General features: G+C 63.7%; 12 protein-coding genes. 4 read left to right on the top strand and 8 right to left on the bottom strand.

Annotated features, from left to right (window positions below):
- The first annotated feature begins 11 nt into the window (after positions 1-11).
- Positions 12-1,553, top strand: a complete 1,542-nt coding sequence (locus ACK4SV_RS07360; RefSeq protein ID WP_409917167.1) for a nitrilase-related carbon-nitrogen hydrolase — start codon at positions 12-14, stop codon at positions 1,551-1,553.
- A gap of 12 nt (positions 1,554-1,565) precedes the next feature.
- Here ACK4SV_RS07360 and ACK4SV_RS07355 read toward each other — a convergent pair whose 3' ends face one another.
- From ACK4SV_RS07355 to ACK4SV_RS07345, 3 genes are read right to left on the bottom strand one after another with little or no spacing between them, the layout of a single operon-like run.
- On the bottom strand, positions 1,566-1,868 hold the full coding sequence (locus ACK4SV_RS07355) for a 4a-hydroxytetrahydrobiopterin dehydratase (protein WP_409917166.1): 303 nt from the start codon (positions 1,866-1,868) through the stop codon (positions 1,566-1,568).
- A 2-nt stretch (positions 1,869-1,870) separates the two neighbouring features.
- A complete protein-coding gene (locus ACK4SV_RS07350) occupies positions 1,871-2,461 on the bottom strand; it encodes a hypothetical protein (RefSeq protein ID WP_409917165.1) in 591 nt (196 codons plus the stop codon).
- On the bottom strand, positions 2,448-3,098 hold the full coding sequence (locus tag ACK4SV_RS07345) for an HAD-IA family hydrolase (RefSeq protein WP_409917164.1): 651 nt from the start codon (positions 3,096-3,098) through the stop codon (positions 2,448-2,450). The genes ACK4SV_RS07350 and ACK4SV_RS07345 overlap by 14 nt, the downstream gene beginning before the upstream one ends.
- 113 nt (positions 3,099-3,211) lie before the next feature.
- On the opposite strand from ACK4SV_RS07345, the gene ACK4SV_RS07340 reads away from it, so the two are divergent.
- A complete protein-coding gene (locus ACK4SV_RS07340) occupies positions 3,212-4,129 on the top strand; it encodes an SDR family NAD(P)-dependent oxidoreductase (RefSeq protein WP_409917163.1) in 918 nt (305 codons plus the stop codon).
- A 45-nt stretch (positions 4,130-4,174) separates the two neighbouring features.
- Positions 4,175-5,044: an NAD(P)H-binding protein gene (locus ACK4SV_RS07335; RefSeq protein WP_409917162.1), complete on the top strand. Its 870-nt coding sequence runs from the start codon at positions 4,175-4,177 to the stop codon at positions 5,042-5,044.
- Between the two features lie 12 nt (positions 5,045-5,056).
- Here ACK4SV_RS07335 and mtgA read toward each other — a convergent pair whose 3' ends face one another.
- From mtgA to ACK4SV_RS07320, 3 genes are read right to left on the bottom strand one after another with little or no spacing between them, the layout of a single operon-like run.
- Complete coding sequence (gene mtgA, locus ACK4SV_RS07330; RefSeq protein ID WP_409917161.1) at positions 5,057-6,112, bottom strand: monofunctional biosynthetic peptidoglycan transglycosylase; 1,056 nt, start codon at positions 6,110-6,112, stop codon at positions 5,057-5,059.
- Positions 6,109-7,233 (bottom strand): tRNA epoxyqueuosine(34) reductase QueG, encoded by a 1,125-nt coding sequence (gene queG / locus ACK4SV_RS07325; RefSeq protein ID WP_409917160.1) that lies wholly within the window; start codon positions 7,231-7,233, stop codon positions 6,109-6,111. The genes mtgA and queG overlap by 4 nt, the downstream gene beginning before the upstream one ends.
- A complete protein-coding gene (locus tag ACK4SV_RS07320; RefSeq protein ID WP_409917159.1) occupies positions 7,214-7,888 on the bottom strand; it encodes a glutathione S-transferase family protein in 675 nt (224 codons plus the stop codon). The genes queG and ACK4SV_RS07320 overlap by 20 nt, the downstream gene beginning before the upstream one ends.
- 125 nt (positions 7,889-8,013) lie before the next feature.
- On the opposite strand from ACK4SV_RS07320, the gene ACK4SV_RS07315 reads away from it, so the two are divergent.
- Positions 8,014-10,761, top strand: coding sequence for a M1 family aminopeptidase (locus ACK4SV_RS07315; protein WP_409917158.1), 2,748 nt, complete (start codon positions 8,014-8,016; stop codon positions 10,759-10,761).
- Positions 10,762-10,767: 6 nt separating this feature from the next.
- On the opposite strand, the gene ACK4SV_RS07310 is transcribed toward ACK4SV_RS07315, so the two are convergent.
- The gene (locus ACK4SV_RS07310; RefSeq protein ID WP_409917157.1) at positions 10,768-15,495 is read right to left on the bottom strand and encodes an NAD-glutamate dehydrogenase; all 4,728 of its coding nucleotides are present in this window, start codon (positions 15,493-15,495) and stop codon (positions 10,768-10,770) included.
- A gap of 378 nt (positions 15,496-15,873) precedes the next feature.
- Positions 15,874-16,962, bottom strand: coding sequence for an AI-2E family transporter (locus ACK4SV_RS07305; RefSeq protein ID WP_409917156.1), 1,089 nt, complete (start codon positions 16,960-16,962; stop codon positions 15,874-15,876).
- Between the last annotated feature and the right edge of the window lie 3 nt (positions 16,963-16,965).

Here is a 16,965-nt window from a genome sequence, read left to right as displayed (position 1 = left end):
CAGGACACTCCATGACCGCCTCGAATACCAAGCTCGTCATCCGCAATGCCAAGCCGAAGGACATCCCGTCCATCCTGCCGCTGTATGAGAAAGTGTACGGGGTTGGCTATGGCTATACGGCGGACGAGATTGCCGGGCAGATCAACCGGTTTCCCGATGGCCAGTTCGTTGCCGAGTTCGAGGGCCAGATTGTCGCGCATTGCGTGACCTTCATGATCAGTTCCTCCATCGCGCTCGGCCCGCATACATGGGCAGAGATCACCGGCGGCGGGTATGCTGCGCGGCACGATCCTGAGGGTGACGTGTTGTATGGCATGGATGTGATCGTTGCCGCCGAGTACCGGCGCCTGCGCATCGGGCAACGCTTTTACAAGGTGCGCCAGGACCTCTGCCAGTGGCTGGAGCTCAAGGGCATCGTCTTTGGCGGCCGGATTCCCGGCTATGCCCGCCACCGGAAAGATTATCCGGACCCGGCCGATTATGTCGCAGCCGTCAAGGCCTCAAAACTGCGCGATCCGGTGCTGTCCTTCCAGCTGCGGCAGGGTTTTGAAGTGGTTGGGGTACTGAGGAGCTATATGCCGGAGGACATGGAATCCGGCGGGCACGCAACGCAGATGTTCTGGCGAAATCCGCTCGAGCAGGAAGCAATCAAGGCAAAGCCGAGCCTGGGCGACACCACCCTGCCCGAGCGCGTGCGCGTTGCGACGGTTCAGTTCCAGATGCGCCGGATCAATTCGATTGATGAGTTCGAGCAGCAGGTGGAGTATTTCGTCGATATCGCCTCGGACTACCGGGCGGATTTTGTGACGTTCCCGGAGCTGTTCACGCTGCAGCTGCTCTCGCTGGAGAGCAAGCCGCTGGGGCCCGTGGAGGCCATTGAGAAGATTTCGGACTACACGACACGATTTGTCGCCTTCATGGAAAAGCTGGCGGTGTCCTACAACATCAACATCATTGGCGGCTCGCATCCCTCACGGATGCCTGATGGCGACATTCACAATGTGGCCTATGTCTTCCTGCGCGATGGATCGGTGCACACGCAGCAGAAGCTGCATCCGACACCGTCCGAGCGCAGCTGGTGGAACATTAAGGGCGGGGAAGGCAACTCCGTCATCCAGACCGATTGCGGGCCCATCGGCGTTATGATCTGCTATGATTCCGAGTTTCCGGAGATCGCCCGCCACCTTGTGGACCAGGGCGCGATGATGCTGTTCGTGCCATTCTGCACGGATGAGCGGCGCGGATACCTCCGTGTGCGGTATTGCTGCCAGGCGCGGGCGGTGGAGAACCAGTGCTATGTCGTCATGTCAGGTGTCGTGGGCAACCTGCCAAATGTGGAGAATATGGACATCCACTACGCCGAAAGCTGTATCCTGACGCCGTCGGATTTCCCCTTTGCGCGCGACGGGGTTGCGGCGGACACTGCCCCTAATACGGAAACGATTGCGCTGGCAGACCTCTCATTGTCTGCCTTGCTGACCGCGCGCCAGTCTGGCGCAGTCCAGAACCTCAAGGACCGCCGATTCGACCTTTACAGGGTGCTCTGGCGATAATCCGCTCCCGGATCAGCTGAGCCTTGCGGCCAGCTGGTCCATGAAGCCGGCAAGTTCAAGATCCTTCTGCGTGACGCCGTCTGCATCATGCGTGGTCAGGATCACATCGACCTTGTTGTAGACATTGAACCATTCGGGATGGTGGTCCATCTGCTCGGCCTTCAGGGCAGCCGCCGACATGAAAGCGAAGGCGGTCTTGAAATCGGCAAACCGGTACGCCTTCCGGATCGCATCGCGCTCACCTTCGGCCACCTGCCAGCCTTTCAGCGCCTTGATCGCGGCGCCTGCCCCGATCTTTGCCCCAGTGTTTGCCATGGTCATTCCTCTCCGTTCTGCCCGAGCACGAAATACACCCACCGCCCGTCTGCCGATATCGCTGTGCGCATCCCGGGATAGCCTTCACCCGCACGAATGCGGCCGATGCCATCTGGGCCGACCAGGTCTTCCAGCCGGCGGCGTTCGATAAATGTCATTTTCTCCGGGACAAGATCACGGACGTCGCGCGCGGCGAGATCAGGCCAGACGAACCAGGTGTCTCCATCGACGATCCGGATGCCGGGCGGCTCGCTGAACAAATCCCGGAGGAGGCGGTTCGGATCGACGCCGGTCCGGCGCAGCAGGTCCCAATATTGCCAATGGCTTTGCCCGCCGAAGTTCGAGACGAACCCTGCCTGATCGTCTGCAAGGCGCGCAAGGCTGCGCAGGGCGCCGCGCTCGGCATGTTGCAGGATCTCGGCGCGCCGCGCCGCGGCCTCGGCGGTCAGCTCCACAGCCTCCGGCGGCTGCGGCGGACGGGCGAGGTTCTCCGGCGGCGGCAGAGGGCCGGCTGGCGCAATGGCTGGTTCGGCCGGCCCGCAGGCTGCCAGCAGGCACAGCGCCGCGCCTGAAAGAAAGCTAGCGAACCGCATAGCCGGTGACGGCTTCCAGATCGGCGAGCAACTGCTCCTCGCCGGTGACCTTGATGGTCGCCATGCCCATATCGCGGGCGGGCTTCAGGTTGATGCCGAGATCATCGAGATAGACGCAGGCTGCAGGATCAACCCCGAGCGTCTCGCACATCAGGGCATAGATGCGCGGGTCAGGCTTGCGGATGCCGATCTTCGAGCTTTCGATCAGGTGGTCGAACAGGGCGAACACACCGGCGAGCTCGCTGGCGCGGTCGTCATCCTCTGTCATCGAGGCGCCCTTCCCGATCGGGGCATTGTTGGTGATGCAGCCGACCTTGCCATGCTGCTTGCAGACCTTCAGCGCATTCACGACGCGCGGGCGCAGGCTGCCTGAAAGCAGCGCAAGGATTTCCTTGCCGCGCACATCATGGCCCATCGCCTGGGCTTCGGCCCGGAAGAGGCCGTCGAATTCCTCGGCCCCGATCAGGCTGCGCTCGAGCTTCGCCCAGGCGTTTTCCAGCGGATTGACGGCATTCACCGAGCGGATGAAGTCCGCCGGCAGGCCTTTTTCGGCCTCATAGCGGTTGAACGCCTCGAAGGGAGAGGAGGTGAAGACACCGCCAAAATCCCAGATTACTGCCTGAAACCGTTTCGTCATGGGGGGCGTGCTAGCCGCTCGGCTGCGGCAATTCAAACCCTGATTTCGAAACGGCGCGTCTTGCGGGCTCACAGGTGCGCAGTAGTGTCCCGCAACAACACATGGAGGAAGAAATGGGCGTACTCGACGGAAAGGTGATCCTCGTCACAGGCGGCGGGAATGGCATCGGCAAGGAAACGGCGCTTCTTGCCGCAAGGGAAGGCGCGAAGGTCATCGTCAACGACCTCGGCGGCGGCCTGAAGGGCGAGGATGAGGGCTCCTCGGGCCCGGCGGAGACTGTCGCGGCGGAAATCCGCGCAGCCGGCGGCGAGGCCATCTCGAACTCGGAAAGCGTGACGGATTATGCTGCGGTTGCCGGCATGGTGACGCAGGCGCTGGACACCTATGGACGGTTGGACGGCATCGTGAACCCCGCCGGCATCCTGCGCGACGGCATGTTCCACAAGATGCCGGAATCCGACTGGAAAGCCGTGATCGACGTGCACCTGCACGGGTCCTACAATGTCGCCCGGGCGGCGATCGAATATTTCCGCGAGAAGGAGCATGGCGCCTATGTGTTCTTCACGTCCACGTCGGGCCTGATCGGCAATATCGGTCAGGCGAATTATGCTGCTGCGAAGATGGGCATTGTCGGCCTGTCGCGGATCGTGGCGATGGAAGGCGCAGCCAAGAAGGTACGCTCCAATGTCATTGCGCCGTTTGCATGGACACGGATGATCGCGTCGATCCCGGTGAAGGATGAGGCGAGTGCGCAGCGTGTGGAGCGGATGAAGCAGGGTATGCGGGCTGACCAGGTGGCCCAGCTGGCGGTTGCGCTCTGTTCTGACCAGTCGGCAAATGTCAGCGGGCAGATCTTTGGCGTGCGCGGAAATGAAGTGATCCTGTTCGACCAGCCGCGCCCGGTGAAATCGCTCGCGCGCCTGGAAGGCTGGAACCCGGAGAGCCTGATTTCGCACTGCTTCCCGGCGATGAGCCCGGACTTTACGGATCTGGGTGCAACGGCCAGCGTTTTCCCGTATGATCCCATCTGACCGGGGGGACGGTCTGCGCAGATCCGGACGCTTGAGGAGATGCGGATGAACAAGGCTGGAATTGTCGTGACCGGTGGGACCGGCACGGTTGGCAGTGCGTTGCTGGAAGAACTCGGCCAAAGGGGCGTTCAGGCGCGCCTCATTGTGCGTGACCCTGCCAAGGCTGCGCACCTCGCTGCGGCCGGGCATGAGATCGTGGCAGGTGACCTGTCAGAGCCGGGGTCGCTGCCCGACGCCTTTGAGGGAGCCCGCAGCCTGTTTCTGCTGGCGCCGGTTCACCGGCAATCGGCTGACTGGGTGCACAATGCCCTTGCTGCAGCCGGGCCGGGCGGCATCGGGCGCATCGTGCGTTTTTCAGCGTTCAGGGCAGATGCGGCGAGCGGCCCGGAAATCCTGCGCCAGCACGGCGCCTGCGACGACGCGCTGAAGGCATCCGGTGTCGGCTGGACGCTGCTGAAACCGAACGGGTTTTTCCAGAACCTGCTCTGGCAGGCAGGGCCGATTCGCAGTGAGGGCCGGTTCTACTTGCCGCTCGGCGATGCGCAGCTCAGCTACCTCGATGTTCGCGATATCGCCGCTGCGGCGGCGGAAGCCCTTCTGGGCGAAGGGCATGAAGGCCGGTCATACGACCTTACGGGGAGCGAAGCGCTGGATTGTGCCGGCATGGCGGCAGCCTTGAGCGAAGTCACAGGACGCACCATCACTTATGTGCCCATACCGCTAGCGGCAGCGGAGCAATCGCTGAAAGCGATTGGACTGCCGGACTGGAACGCGCGGGCGGTGAGCGAGTTGCAGGCATGGTTTGCTGAAGGCGAGGCTGGCGAGATCAGTCCGGACCTTGCCGGCCTGCTGAAGCGCGCGCCGCGGCGGTTTGCAGATTTCGCGAGAGATTATGCCAGCGCCTTCACGGGCTGAAGCACGGCTGCGTCATGGGTCCGGCCGCAAATCGCGGGGCCCTTCTTCCAACGCAGGCGAAGCGTCTTCCGGTTCGGATTCGATCGGCGGGAGGGGCTCCACTTCTGCAGGCGGCGGCGCACGAAGGCTTTCTTCGGCAGAGTCCAGGAAGTCCCGGAATTCTTCATCCGCCTGAGGAGTGGGGTCTTCTCCGGCAGGGGCGGGTTCAGCTTCTTCGGGCAGCGGAGGCAGGCCGATGGCTTCCTCGCCTGTCTCCGGCGCATCCGGCAGGTCCGGCATGACGGGCGGGGGCGGCGGGGCTTCGCCCTTGGGGGCTTCGCGCGGCAGTCTGGGCGCTTCCTCGCCGAAGACGCAGGCTGCATAGCCCTGCCCCGCAACCACCCGCATCCGCGCCTGGATCGTGCCCGCGCGGCGCTGGACATAGGGGCCGGGATTGACAGCGCGCCACCTGTTTGGCGACGGCAGCACGGCAGCCAGCAAAGCGGCCTCGCGCTCTGTCAGGTCAACGGCGGATTTGCCGAAGCGGGCCTGCGCGGCGGCTTCAGCGCCGAAGAGGCCGTCGCCCCATTCCGCAACGTTGAGATAGACTTCCATGATGCGGCGCTTGCCCCAGATGGCCTCGATAACATAGGTCATCCAGGCTTCGCCGGCCTTGCGGACCATGCCGCCGCCATTCCAGAAAAAGACGTTCTTCGCAGTTTGCTGGCTGATGGTCGAGCCGCCCCGGCGGGGACGGTCGGGATTGCGCTCGTTCCATTCGCGGGCGGCGTCGACCGCGTCCCAGTCAATGCCGCCATGGGTGCAGAAGTTTGCGTCTTCCGCTGCGATCACGGCATAGACGAGGCGGGGCGAGATGTCCTCAAGCCGCGTCCAGTGCTGGCGCACCTCCTGCCCCTGCCCGGCGCGCTGGGCCATCAGGATCGTGCCTGGAACAGGCATGGCCGCGAGGATCAGCGCATAAAAATGCGGCAGGAGGCCAAGAACGAGCAGGACAAGACCTGTGATGATCACAGGACGGCGCCAGCGCGGGCGGGGCTTGTCTTCGCTGTCTATGCCTGTCCCGGTCATGCTGCCTGATCCCATTCACTGACGACGGAGGGGTCAGCCTCGGCGCCATACCGGCGGGCTTTTTCCTCGGCAAAGCGGGCAGGATCAAGGCGGGCGAGCGCCCAGACCGCCGCCCCGCGCACCAGCGGCGAGGCATCGTCCAGCAGGGGCAGCAGGCTCGGCAAGAGGCGCGCGCTGCCGGAGTTTCCGATCGCGATGCAGACATTGCGGATAAACCTGTCCCGCCCGCTGCGCTTGACGGGCGAGCCCGAGAAGACTTCCCGGAAAGCCGCATCATCCAGGGCCGCGAGTTCGGCCAGGTCAGGGCCTTTGAGTTCGACGCGCGCATACATTGCCGATTGAGACGCGGCGCGCGCGAACTTGTTCCATGGGCAGGCGGCCAGGCAATCGTCGCAGCCATAGATGCGGTTGCCCATCGCGGCGCGGAATTCCGCCGGGATGGGGCCGGCATGTTCGATGGTGAGATAGGAAATGCAGCGGCGCGCATCGAGCTGGTAGGGCGCCGGGAACGCATCAGTCGGGCAGATGTCGAGACAGGCGCGGCAGCTGCCGCAATGATCGCTCTCGGCTGCGTCGGGCTCGATCTCGGCGCTGGTCAATACTGTGCCAAGGAAGAACCACGAGCCGAGTTCGCGGCTGACGAGGTTTGTGTGCCTGCCCTGCCAGCCAAGGCCCGCCAGCGCTGCCAGCGGCTTTTCCATCAGCGGCGCGGTATCGACGAAGACCTTTACTTCGGCCTTGGTGAGGTCCGCCACCTGCCCGGCCAGCTGCTTGAGCTTTGGCTTGATCACATCGTGATAGTCCCGCCCGCGGGCATAGACGGAGATGTTGCCGGTCTCCCTCAGCGCGAGGGTATCGAGCGGATCATGATCCGGGCCGTAGTTCAGGGCGACGACGAGCGCCGACTTCGCCTCCGGCCACATGGCTGTCGGCGCCTTGCGGCGCGTGAGCGTTGTTTCCATCCACGCCATGCTGCCATGCCGGCCGAGCGCAACGAATTCCTCCAGCCGCGCGCCCGCGCTCCATATCTGATCCGCCCGCGCGATGCCCGCAGCATCAAAGCCGAGCGCGAGGGCGGCCTGCTTCAGGCTTGATCGGATGTCAGAAGTCGAGGTCTGCATAATGCGGTGAAGGACGGGCAGCCTCCAGCCGGTCTGTCAATAGCGGGCGGAAACTGGGCCGGGATTTGACCCGCATGTACCAGGCTTTCAGGTCTGGCACGGCGTCCCACTGCACATCGCCGAAATAGTCGTAAGCGGAGAGATGCGCGGCGGCGGCAAGGTCAGCAATCGATAGCTGGCGGCCCGCCAGATAGCCGCTCTGCTCGGCGAGGGCGTTGAGGAAGGTGAGGCGCCCGCGCAGGGCGTGCACGCCGCGGCGCAGCTTTTCCGAATCCGGCTGGCGGTCGCGGCGCACCCACTGCATCACCCGTTCGGTCAGCAGTGTGTCGGTCACTTCCTCCATGCCGGCCTCAACCCAGGCCCAGAGGCGGCGGGCCTCGGCGCGCTCACACGGATCCTCCGGCAGCAATGCGGGGGCCGGGCGGGTTTCCTCAAGATGCTCGCAGATTGCGCGCGTGCCGCTTGCAGCAAAAGGATGTGGCCCCTCGAGGGCGATCAGCGCCGGCGTCACTGCGCCCGGCGCGATGGCAACCACTTCCGGCCTCGGCATCCAGGCAGGTGACAGAATTGTCTCAAAGACCTCACCCTTTTCGGCGAGGACGAGCCGGACAAGGCGTCCGGCAGGATCGAGAGGCCAGTGATACAATCGGAACATGAAGCCGAGTGTGCGTGACAGGCGTAAACTTTCTGTGGAATCGCAGACAGTTTGTGAGCTTTGCCAGCCCTTCAGTCTGTGATTAGAGGGGGCCACTCGCATCCACGGCCAAAAAGGTTGCCCTCATGCTCCGCCGTCACCTTGCTTCCACCCTTCTGGCTGCTGCTTCAGTGCTGACCCTTGCGGCTTGCGGACCGAACCTTGCACTCGGCGGGGGAGAGCCGGATATCGTGCGTCTCCAGGAGCCGCCAGCCGGCCAGCTTCCCTCTGGGGTGACCCCGACTGTCTACAGGCTGAACATTGTGGCGGACCCGGCCGCCGAGGGCTTCACGGCGGATGTCGAGATTGATGTCACCCTCGATGCGCCGCATGCGCGTATCTGGCTGCACGCGCAGGACATGAACATCCTGAACGTCTTTGCCCGCCTCCCAAGCGGCGACGAAATTCCTGCGGCCTTTACCGGCAATGAGGCGCCCGGCGGCGTGTCAAGGCTCGACTTCGAGACGCCCCTGCCGGCCGGCAATGTCACGCTCGTCTTTGACTATGAGGCGCCTTACAATCTCGGCCTCGCCGGGCTCTACAAGGTGACGCAAGGCGGCAAGCCGTATCTTGCCAGCCAGATGCAGGCCATTGATGCCCGCCGGATGGTGCCGAGCTTTGACGAGCCACGGTTCAAAACCATCTGGGCACTGACGGTGACGGCGCCTGAGGGTCTGAAGGTCATATCCAACGGAATGCATATCGCGGCTGAACCGGCTGGCGACGGGCTGGAGCGCCATATCTTCTCTCCGACGCGCCCAATTCCGTCTTACCTCGTTGCTCTGGCCGTCGGGCCTTATGACGAAACCGAGCTGCAATGGATCGACTACACGGCGGGTCTCCGGCAGGCGCCTATTCCGCTGCGCGGTTATGCAGCGGCAGGCAAGAGCGCGATGCTGGAGGAGGCATTGCGGATCACGCATCCGATGTTGATGTGGCAGGAGGACTATTTCGCAGAGCCCTATCCCTATGGGAAACTGGACCTGATCGCGGCCCCGGATTTCGCCTGGGGCGCCATGGAAAATGCCGGCGCCATCATCTACCGGGAATCGGCGCTGCTGATTGATGAGCGCACTTCGCTGAACCAGCGCCGCAACATCTTCAATACCCATGCCCACGAACTGGCGCACCAATGGTTCGGGAACCTGGTGACCCCCAAATGGTGGAATGATATCTGGCTGAACGAATCCTTTGCGACCTGGTTCAGCTACAAGACGATGCACGCGCTCGAGCCCGAGGGGGAATGGGACCTCAGCCCCATCGCATCCGGACTGAACGCCATGCGCGATGACAGCCTGCGAAATGTCCGCCAGATCCGGAATCCGGTCACGTCCAATGGCGACATCAACGACGCCTTTGACGCGATCACCTATTCCAAGGGCGGCAGCGTGCTGAACATGTTCGAGACCTATCTGGGCGAGGAGGCATTCCGGCAGGGCATTCGCGTGCACATGAAACGCTTCGCCGATGGGGTCGCGGATGTGGACGACTTCCTGCAGAGCCTGGCTGAAGGGTCCGGCGACAGCGCTGTGGTGGAGAGTTTCCGGACCTTCATCCTGCAGCCCGGCATTCCTGTCCTGCAGGTGAGCGCAGCGTGCCCGGATGACGGCGCGGCGACGCTTGAAATCAGGCAATCCCGCTACGCGCCGCTCGGCTCGCAGATTGACCCGGATGGCACGACCTGGCGTATCCCGTTCTCTGCCCGGATCTCCACTGCATCCGGCGACCAGACAATTCGCCAGATGCTGACAGCCGCCGACAGCCGGATCGAGCTTGATGCGTGCCCGGATTATGTCATGCCGAATGCGGGCGGGACCGGATACTGGCGCTTCGCGCTGGACGCCGACAGCGCGGCCCGGCTTGCCGCCCATTATGGCGAGCTGAGCGCGGGCGAGCAGATGGTATACCTCGACTCCCTGATCGCCGGCTTCGAGGCCGGCTCGGTCAGCGGCGAAACCCTGCTGAGCGGCCTGGAAGCATCAACCCGGGGATCGGCCGCCGCCATGATCCGCCCGCTCGGCGCGCTGCGCGGCTATCATGCCCGTCTTGATACGGACGACCGGGCCGCCTTCTCACGCTGGCTCGAGACGACGTATGCCCCGGCTGAACGCCAGCTCCTGTCGCGGCCCGCTGCTTCGCTCACAGCCCGCGAGACATTGCTGCGCGAATCCCTGACAGCGCTTCTGATCGCGGCCGGGGAGCGCCCCCAGGCACGCGCCCAGCTTGTGCAGCGTGCGGAACGTTTCATCGGCACGTCCGGCCGCAATCCGGATCCCGCAGCGCTGCAGGCACAGGAAGTGAGCGCCGCCATTGGGGCGGGTGTACAGGAGAAGGGCAGCGCCTTTGCAGAGGCTGCGCTGTCTTTCGCGCTCGTCTCACAGAACCAGGCAGAGCGCACGGCGATTCTCCGGGCGATTGCCGCGCGCGGCGCCCCTCAAGTGGTTGCAGACCTTATCCGCCAACTTCCCGATACAAGCGCGAGCCCATCAGACATCTGGTCCGCGCTCTCGGCCTCGTTCACCAGCTCTGCGGATGCCACCAATCCCGGCCTGAATACCGGAGCAGCGGCACTCGCCTGGGAGGCCTTCGAGGCGCGGTTCGACGCCATCATCGAAAAGCTGCCGGTTGTGCGGCGCCAGCAGGTCGGCGCTTTTGCCGGAGGCTTCTGCTCGTCGGTGGATGCCGGGCGGGCGGAGGCGTTCCTGCGCAGCAAGTCCGGGCAGATCCCCGGCTATGAGCGCCAGCTTGCCCTCGCGCTGGAGCGCGTTGCCCTCTGCGAAGCCCTGAAGGAAGGGCCGCTGACTGACCTCGCCGCTGCGCTCGCAGCAAGGTGAGGCCCGTCAGCGCCCCATGAACTGGCGCACCGCATCGGCCGAAAGGGCAAACTTGGCGAAGGACCAGTCACGGTCCCGGCCAAGCGTGCCGAGCGTCTGGAGGAGCTGTTTGCGGCCGTCGATGCGGGCCTCCAGCCAGCTCTCCGCGCTACCGCCGCGGATTGCTTGTTCTGCTGCGGCTGCCTGCAGGCGAACAAGTTCGGATATCAGGCGTCGGCCGGCGACGCGGTCCCAATAGGGCGCGCGGGCAAGCCCTTCCCGGGCAGAGGCCCGGAGCCTGTCCAGCCTCAATGCATCGCCGATTTGGTAGAAGGCGGCACCGGCATCCGGCACGCTGACCTCGCAGTTGCGGGCGAGATCCGTCACGACAAGACCTTGCGCAAAATAGGACATTGCCGCCGCCCATTGGGCAAGGGGCTCCGGGGCGCCGCGCTTCTGGTAACCGCGCGCGGCCCGCTCGATCCGGGAGGCAGGGAACGTAGTCTGAATGCTGGACAGGGCGGCCTTAAGTTCATCGAGCGGACGATGGGTCAGCGCAACGGCCTCACCGGTTGTCTTCTCCGGCAGTGTACGGATAAACCACGCGGCCGCCTCGCTGACCGCATTGACGGCTTCTTCCTGAAGGTCCGTCTGCAGATCAGCGCCGACTTTCGTGTCGAGGGAGAAGACCTCCCGCCGGAAGGAGGAGATGTCCAGCACCGCACGGGCGGCTTCGACGCCCTTCACCATCTCCGCAGGGCCCGCACCGGTCAACTCCCGCAGGCGCAGGAGCGGAACCGGACCGCCAAGATCGAGACTGCGGTTTGCAACAACCGTCGAAATGATCTCGCGGCGAAGGCGGTGATTGGCCAGAGCCTCTTCAAATCCATCGACCGGCGACGGGAAATATCCTTTGAGGACGGAGGAGAACCACGGATCATCCGGCAGGTCCGAGGCGACAATGTCGTCAAACAGGACAATCTTTGACCAGGCGAGCAGGACCGCCAGTTCCGGCCGGGCGAGCCAGCGGCCCTCGGCGCTGCGCGCCTGCATGTCCTGCGTGGCCGGCAGGCCTTCCAGCGCGCGGTTCAGGACGCCGCGCTCTTCCAGGTACACCATCAGGCGTTCCAACGCCTCATGATCATCCTGAGCGTTGGCGGATGCGAGCGTCAGGGTGTTTGTCTGGTCGTAGTTGTGTGTGAGAACAAGGCGCGCGACATCATCCGTCATCGCCGCGAGCATATCGTCGCGGTCCTCGGTCTTCAGCGCGCCGAGACGTATCGCCTCGGCAGAGAGGATCTTGATATTCACTTCGTGGTCGGACGAATCCACGCCAGCGGAATTGTCGATTGCATCGGTATTCAGACGGCCGCCAGCCTGGGCAAACTCGATCCGGCCCGCCTGCGTCAGTCCGAGATTGGCCCCCTCGCCGATCACCTTCGCGCGCAGGTCCCGGCCATTGACGCGGATCCCGTCATTGGCGCGGTCGCCTGCTTCCGCATGGGTTTCCTGCGCGGATTTCACATAGGTGCCGATGCCGCCAAACCAGAGGAGGTCACATTCGGCTTTCAGCAGCGCATGGATCAGTTCGTCAGGCGTGACCGCATCCTTTGCGAGCCCGGTCAGGGCCTTGATCTCCGGTGTCAACGCAATCGATTTGGCCGAGCGCTCGAACACGCCGCCGCCCTTGGATATCAGAGCGGCATCGTAATCAGACCAGGCCGAGCGCGGGAGTTCGAACAGGCGTTGGCGCTCCGCAAGGCATCTGCCCGCATCCTCCGGCGACGGATCAATGAAGATGTGCATGTGATTGAAGGCTGCGATCAGCCGGATTTCAGGTGACAGCAACATGCCGTTTCCGAAGACGTCACCGCTCATGTCACCAACGCCAATGACGGTGAACGGCTCTGCCTGGATATCCCGGCCCATCTCGCGGAAATGGCGTTTCACAGCCTCCCACGCGCCGCGTGCCGTGATGCCCATTTTTTTGTGGTCATAGCCGGCCGAGCCCCCGGACGCGAACGCGTCGCCGAGCCAGTGGCCTTTCTCGATGCTGATCGCATTGGCGGTGTCGGAGAAAGTCGCTGTTCCCTTGTCGGCTGCGACCACGAGGTAAGGATCCTCCCCGTCCCAGATCACCGTCTGGGCCGGGTGCGTGACCCTGCCTTCGATGATGTTGTCCGTAACGCTGAGGAGGGCTGTGATAAACTCCTTGTACGCATCACGTCCGCTCTCGAACCAGGCATCCCGGTCCGACCGGTCGGCGAGCTGTTTCGGATAGAACCCGCCCTTGGAGCCCACCGGCACGATCACTGCGTTCTTTACCTGCTGGGCCTTTACGAGGCCGAGCACTTCCGTGCGGTAGTCAGATGCCCGGTCCGACCAGCGCAGGCCGCCGCGGGCCACCGGGCCGAAACGCAGGTGCACACCTTCAACCCTCGGGCTGTCAGTGAATATCTCGCGGTAGGGCTTGGGCTCCGGCAGGTCGGCAAGCTCCCGGCTCGCAACCTTGATGCTGATGAAGCGGCGGGGGGAGCCTGCTTCGTCGGTCTGATAGAAATTCGTGCGCTGGATGGCCGCGACAAGATCAAACAAGCGCCGCAGCACGGTGTCGTCGGCGAGGCTGCTCACACTCTTCATGGCCTCGTCAAACTGGTCCCGCAGCGTCTTCTCGGCTTTCCGGCGCAGGTCCAGCGTCTTGTGCGCAGACGGATCAAACCGCGCCGTGAAGAGGTCGAGGATCAGGCGGGTCACGGCAGGGTAGCGCGCGAGCGCCGCTTCCTGAACCTCCTGGGGCGGCTCGATACCGCTCTGGCGGCGATACGCCGTGAGGGCCCGGATCAGGGCCGCTTCCCTCCAGGAGGCTTCGGCCTTGAGCACCAGCCGGTTGAACCCGTCATTCTCTGCAAGCCCGCTCCAGACTGCGATGAACGCCTCTTCGAAAGCGCCAGAGAGACTATCCAGCTCCAGCGCGCCCCCATCGGCGGTCTGCATCGAGAAGGAATGGATCCAGTAGACGTCCGGCGCATCTGCAGCAGGCTTTGTCAGGGGACGGACGGGGTAACCGGTTTCGAAATCAACAAACAGGCCTAGATTCTCGAAGACGGGCACGCAGCGCGACAACGGAATGGATCCGGTCCGGGTGTAGACCTTCATCCGCACCTTGGAGTCGGCATCAGACCCCATCCGGTAAGCCCGCGCAACGATCGGCCGGCCAGCGCTCAGCGCGGCCATGCAGGTCACATCCTCTATCGCCTCATGCGGGCTGAAGGCTTCGCGGTAGGCTGCGTTGAAGGCGCCGATGAAGCTGCGGGCCCCTTCCCTGTCGGCCCCTGTCAACCCGGACTCCATCAGGCTCTCACGGAACGCCTGGTCCCAGGTGCGCGCAAGCTCGATGATTCGGTTTTCCAGTTCCGCCGGGTCAGGCTCCGGATGATCCGCGTGCAGCGCAATCTCGAAATGAACACGGGCAAGCGGCCCGGAGTCGAAATAAGGCTGGAAGCTCTTGAGATCTCCCTGCCAGGCCTCGGTGAGCGCCGCGGCGATCTTCTGGCGAAGAGCCGTGTCGTAGGATTCGCGGGGCACGAAGACCAGCGCCGTGACAAACCGGTCGAACTCGTCCCGCCGCAGGAACAGTTTTGTGCGTGGGCGGCCGATCAGGTGATGCGCCGCCATGATCATCGGGCCGAGCACAGTCGAGCGGGTCTGCAGGAGTTCGTCGCGCGGCCATGTCTCGATCAGGTTTGCCAGCGCCTTTTCGGTATGCCCGCCCGGTGTCGCGCCGGCGGCCGCCATGATCTTCTGTACCCGGCGGCGCACGAAGGGGATCGACCGCGCCGTCTCGTCATAGGCCTCCGCTGTGAACAGGCCGAGGAAGCGTACCTCGCCATTCACCCGGCCTTCGGCATCATATTTCTTCACGCCGATGTAATCGCATGGCACCCGCCGGTGCACACGGCTCGGCAGCGTCGACTTGGCGATGATCAGCGGGATCGGCGCCTGCAGGAACTGGCCGATCTCGCGCGTCAGCACGAGCGGCTCGCTGTCATGGCTCAGCACGTTGAGGTTTTCATCCCGGAGTATGCCGAGGTTGGAGCCCTCCACCATCAGGGGCTCGCCGGGCTTCACGCTGCCATCTGCATCCGTCTCGAAATCGTATTCGCGGCAGCCGAGGAAGACGAAATGTTCCCGGTACAGCCATTCGAGGAACTCCACAGCCTCGTCGCGCTCGGCCGGCGGCAGGTGGCGCAGACCAGCAAGCCGTTTCATCTCGCTGCGCATCCGTGCGCGCATCGCGGCGTGGTCGGAGACCGCACGCTCGACATCGGCAAGCGTAGCGCGCGCGCCGTCTTCCAGCATCCGGGCCTCGCCGGCCGTCAGCAGCGGGGTGTGGATCTGGATCAGGGAAATCATCCGCCCGTCGGCGAGGGTGACCACCGGGTGGAACAGGGTTCTGACCTCCTGGCCCTGGGCAGCACATTCGCCGAGGAGGGAATCCACAAGGAAGGGCATGTCCGGCCCCGTCGCTTCCAGGATACTTCGCGACAAGGCACGGTCGCCCTCGCCTTCCGGCCGCAGGATGACGCGCACGGCCTGCTGGCCTGCGGGCACCCCTGCAGCCCACTCCCAGGCATTTGAAGCCAGGCGGCGGATGTCGGCTTCATCAAGCCCGGTCAGGTCTTCGCCGGCTGCTTCCTGAAGGAACTGGTCAATGACCTGACTGGCAGGCCCGGGGGTGGTGGCGGAACGGGGCATGGGAAACGACTCGCGCTGGGTCAGGCTTGCCCAAGGGTCTAGCCGCAGCGGAAACCGGCTTCAACTGACATATGCCTGATAATCAGGCAGTGCCGGTTAAGGGGATGCGGGGATCGCGGGCCCCGGAACGAAGCGGGCCCGCCAGACGGGGACATGTCCGGCGGGCCCTACAGGCAAATTCCGCAGGCTGGGTGGGGGGACGCACGCGGAAGCCTGATTTTGATAGATATTGATGCCGATGGCTCCAGTTCAAGGATCAGCCGACACCAAAATCGTTAACATTTTTTATGAGAGCACGCGAAAAACGCTCGTGCCTGCTCCCTCAACCCGGGTGCGATGTAACACTTCGATGACATCCATGCCAGCCTCACATGCAGTTCAGGCTGCGTCATCCTGCTCCTTGCGAAGGTCCGGCAAGCCGTCTGCAGACAGAAGAATCGCGATCCAGCGTGTGCCCTCGGACTGCGCGAACAGTATCATCATCAGCACAGTGAGCGGTGCGGACAGGAACATCCCGGGTATGCCCCAGATCACACCCCAAATGGCAAGGGCGAGGAGAACGACCAGCGCGGAGAGGTTGAGCGAATCGCCCATCATTCGCGGTTGCACAAAGTTCCCGATGCTGAATTGCCAGAGGCTGACAATCGCGAACACAATCGCGGCATAGATGTAGGATGCATCGTTCCCATCCCCCGGAACCCAGGATGGCACTCCCGGCTGAACGAGCGCAAAAAGCGGCGGAACGAGGGCCGCCACAATCGAACCGATGGTTGGTATGTAATTCAGGACGAAGATCAGCGCCGACAGGAACAGGGCATTCTGAACCCCGAGCATCACGAGAGAGACATAAGTCAGCGCGGTGATGAGCGCCGAGATAACGGTTTGGGTCCACAGGTATTTTTCTATCGCAACGCGGGCATCATTCCCGATGCGCCGGACCTGGTCCCGGCGATCAGGATCCGGAAACACATTGTCCAGCTTCTGCGTCCACATCGACTGGGCCGCGAAGAGGAAGCCGACATAGATCAGGATCAGGACGAGGTCGCCCGACAGGCCGCTGACCGAGTTGGCGATGGTCGCAAAGAAACGCTGGCCACTTTCGTTGAACAGGAGCTGCGTCAGGGTCGGCGCCTCCGTAATCCCGGCCACGCCATAGACTGCGGCAATCAGACCGTTGATCTTCTCTTCATACTCCCCGGAGTCCCGGCTGAATTCAGCGACGCCGTTTGCCATCAGGACGATGAACCCGACAAATCCGGCAATGACCAGGAGGATGGCGATCAACCGGGCTGCGCCGATCCTGAGGGTGCGCGACGCATTGTCGATGACACTGGCGAACCCCTCGATGATCAGGAACAGAAAGACTGCCAGCGCAAAGGTCGCGAGAATATCCCGCCCGGCATAGAGCAGCGCGATAATCACGCCGGTCGCGATGATCCAGATGCCTGTCTTCGATGACCGGTCCATGGG

The organism is Hyphomonas sp., from assembly GCF_046313735.1.
GTDB lineage: Bacteria > Pseudomonadota > Alphaproteobacteria > Caulobacterales > Hyphomonadaceae > Hyphomonas.
Note: the sequence above shows the minus strand (reverse complement) of the source record. Positions and strands in the feature narration are given on the sequence as shown.

Bases quoted from the DNA above. Each gene is read 5' to 3' on its own strand.
- ACK4SV_RS07360 (WP_409917167.1), top strand. From the start codon at position 12: ATGACCGCCTCGAATACCAAGCTCGTCATCCGCAATGCCAAGCCGAAG.
- ACK4SV_RS07355 (WP_409917166.1), bottom strand. From the start codon at position 1,868: ATGGCAAACACTGGGGCAAAGATCGGGGCAGGCGCCGCGATCAAGGCG.
- ACK4SV_RS07350 (WP_409917165.1), bottom strand. From the start codon at position 2,461: ATGCGGTTCGCTAGCTTTCTTTCAGGCGCGGCGCTGTGCCTGCTGGCA.
- ACK4SV_RS07345 (WP_409917164.1), bottom strand. From the start codon at position 3,098: ATGACGAAACGGTTTCAGGCAGTAATCTGGGATTTTGGCGGTGTCTTC.
- ACK4SV_RS07340 (WP_409917163.1), top strand. From the start codon at position 3,212: ATGGGCGTACTCGACGGAAAGGTGATCCTCGTCACAGGCGGCGGGAAT.
- ACK4SV_RS07335 (WP_409917162.1), top strand. From the start codon at position 4,175: ATGAACAAGGCTGGAATTGTCGTGACCGGTGGGACCGGCACGGTTGGC.
- mtgA (WP_409917161.1), bottom strand. From the start codon at position 6,112: ATGACCGGGACAGGCATAGACAGCGAAGACAAGCCCCGCCCGCGCTGG.
- queG (WP_409917160.1), bottom strand. From the start codon at position 7,233: ATGCAGACCTCGACTTCTGACATCCGATCAAGCCTGAAGCAGGCCGCC.
- ACK4SV_RS07320 (WP_409917159.1), bottom strand. From the start codon at position 7,888: ATGTTCCGATTGTATCACTGGCCTCTCGATCCTGCCGGACGCCTTGTC.
- ACK4SV_RS07315 (WP_409917158.1), top strand. From the start codon at position 8,014: ATGCTCCGCCGTCACCTTGCTTCCACCCTTCTGGCTGCTGCTTCAGTG.
- ACK4SV_RS07310 (WP_409917157.1), bottom strand. From the start codon at position 15,495: ATGCCCCGTTCCGCCACCACCCCCGGGCCTGCCAGTCAGGTCATTGAC.
- ACK4SV_RS07305 (WP_409917156.1), bottom strand. From the start codon at position 16,962: ATGGACCGGTCATCGAAGACAGGCATCTGGATCATCGCGACCGGCGTG.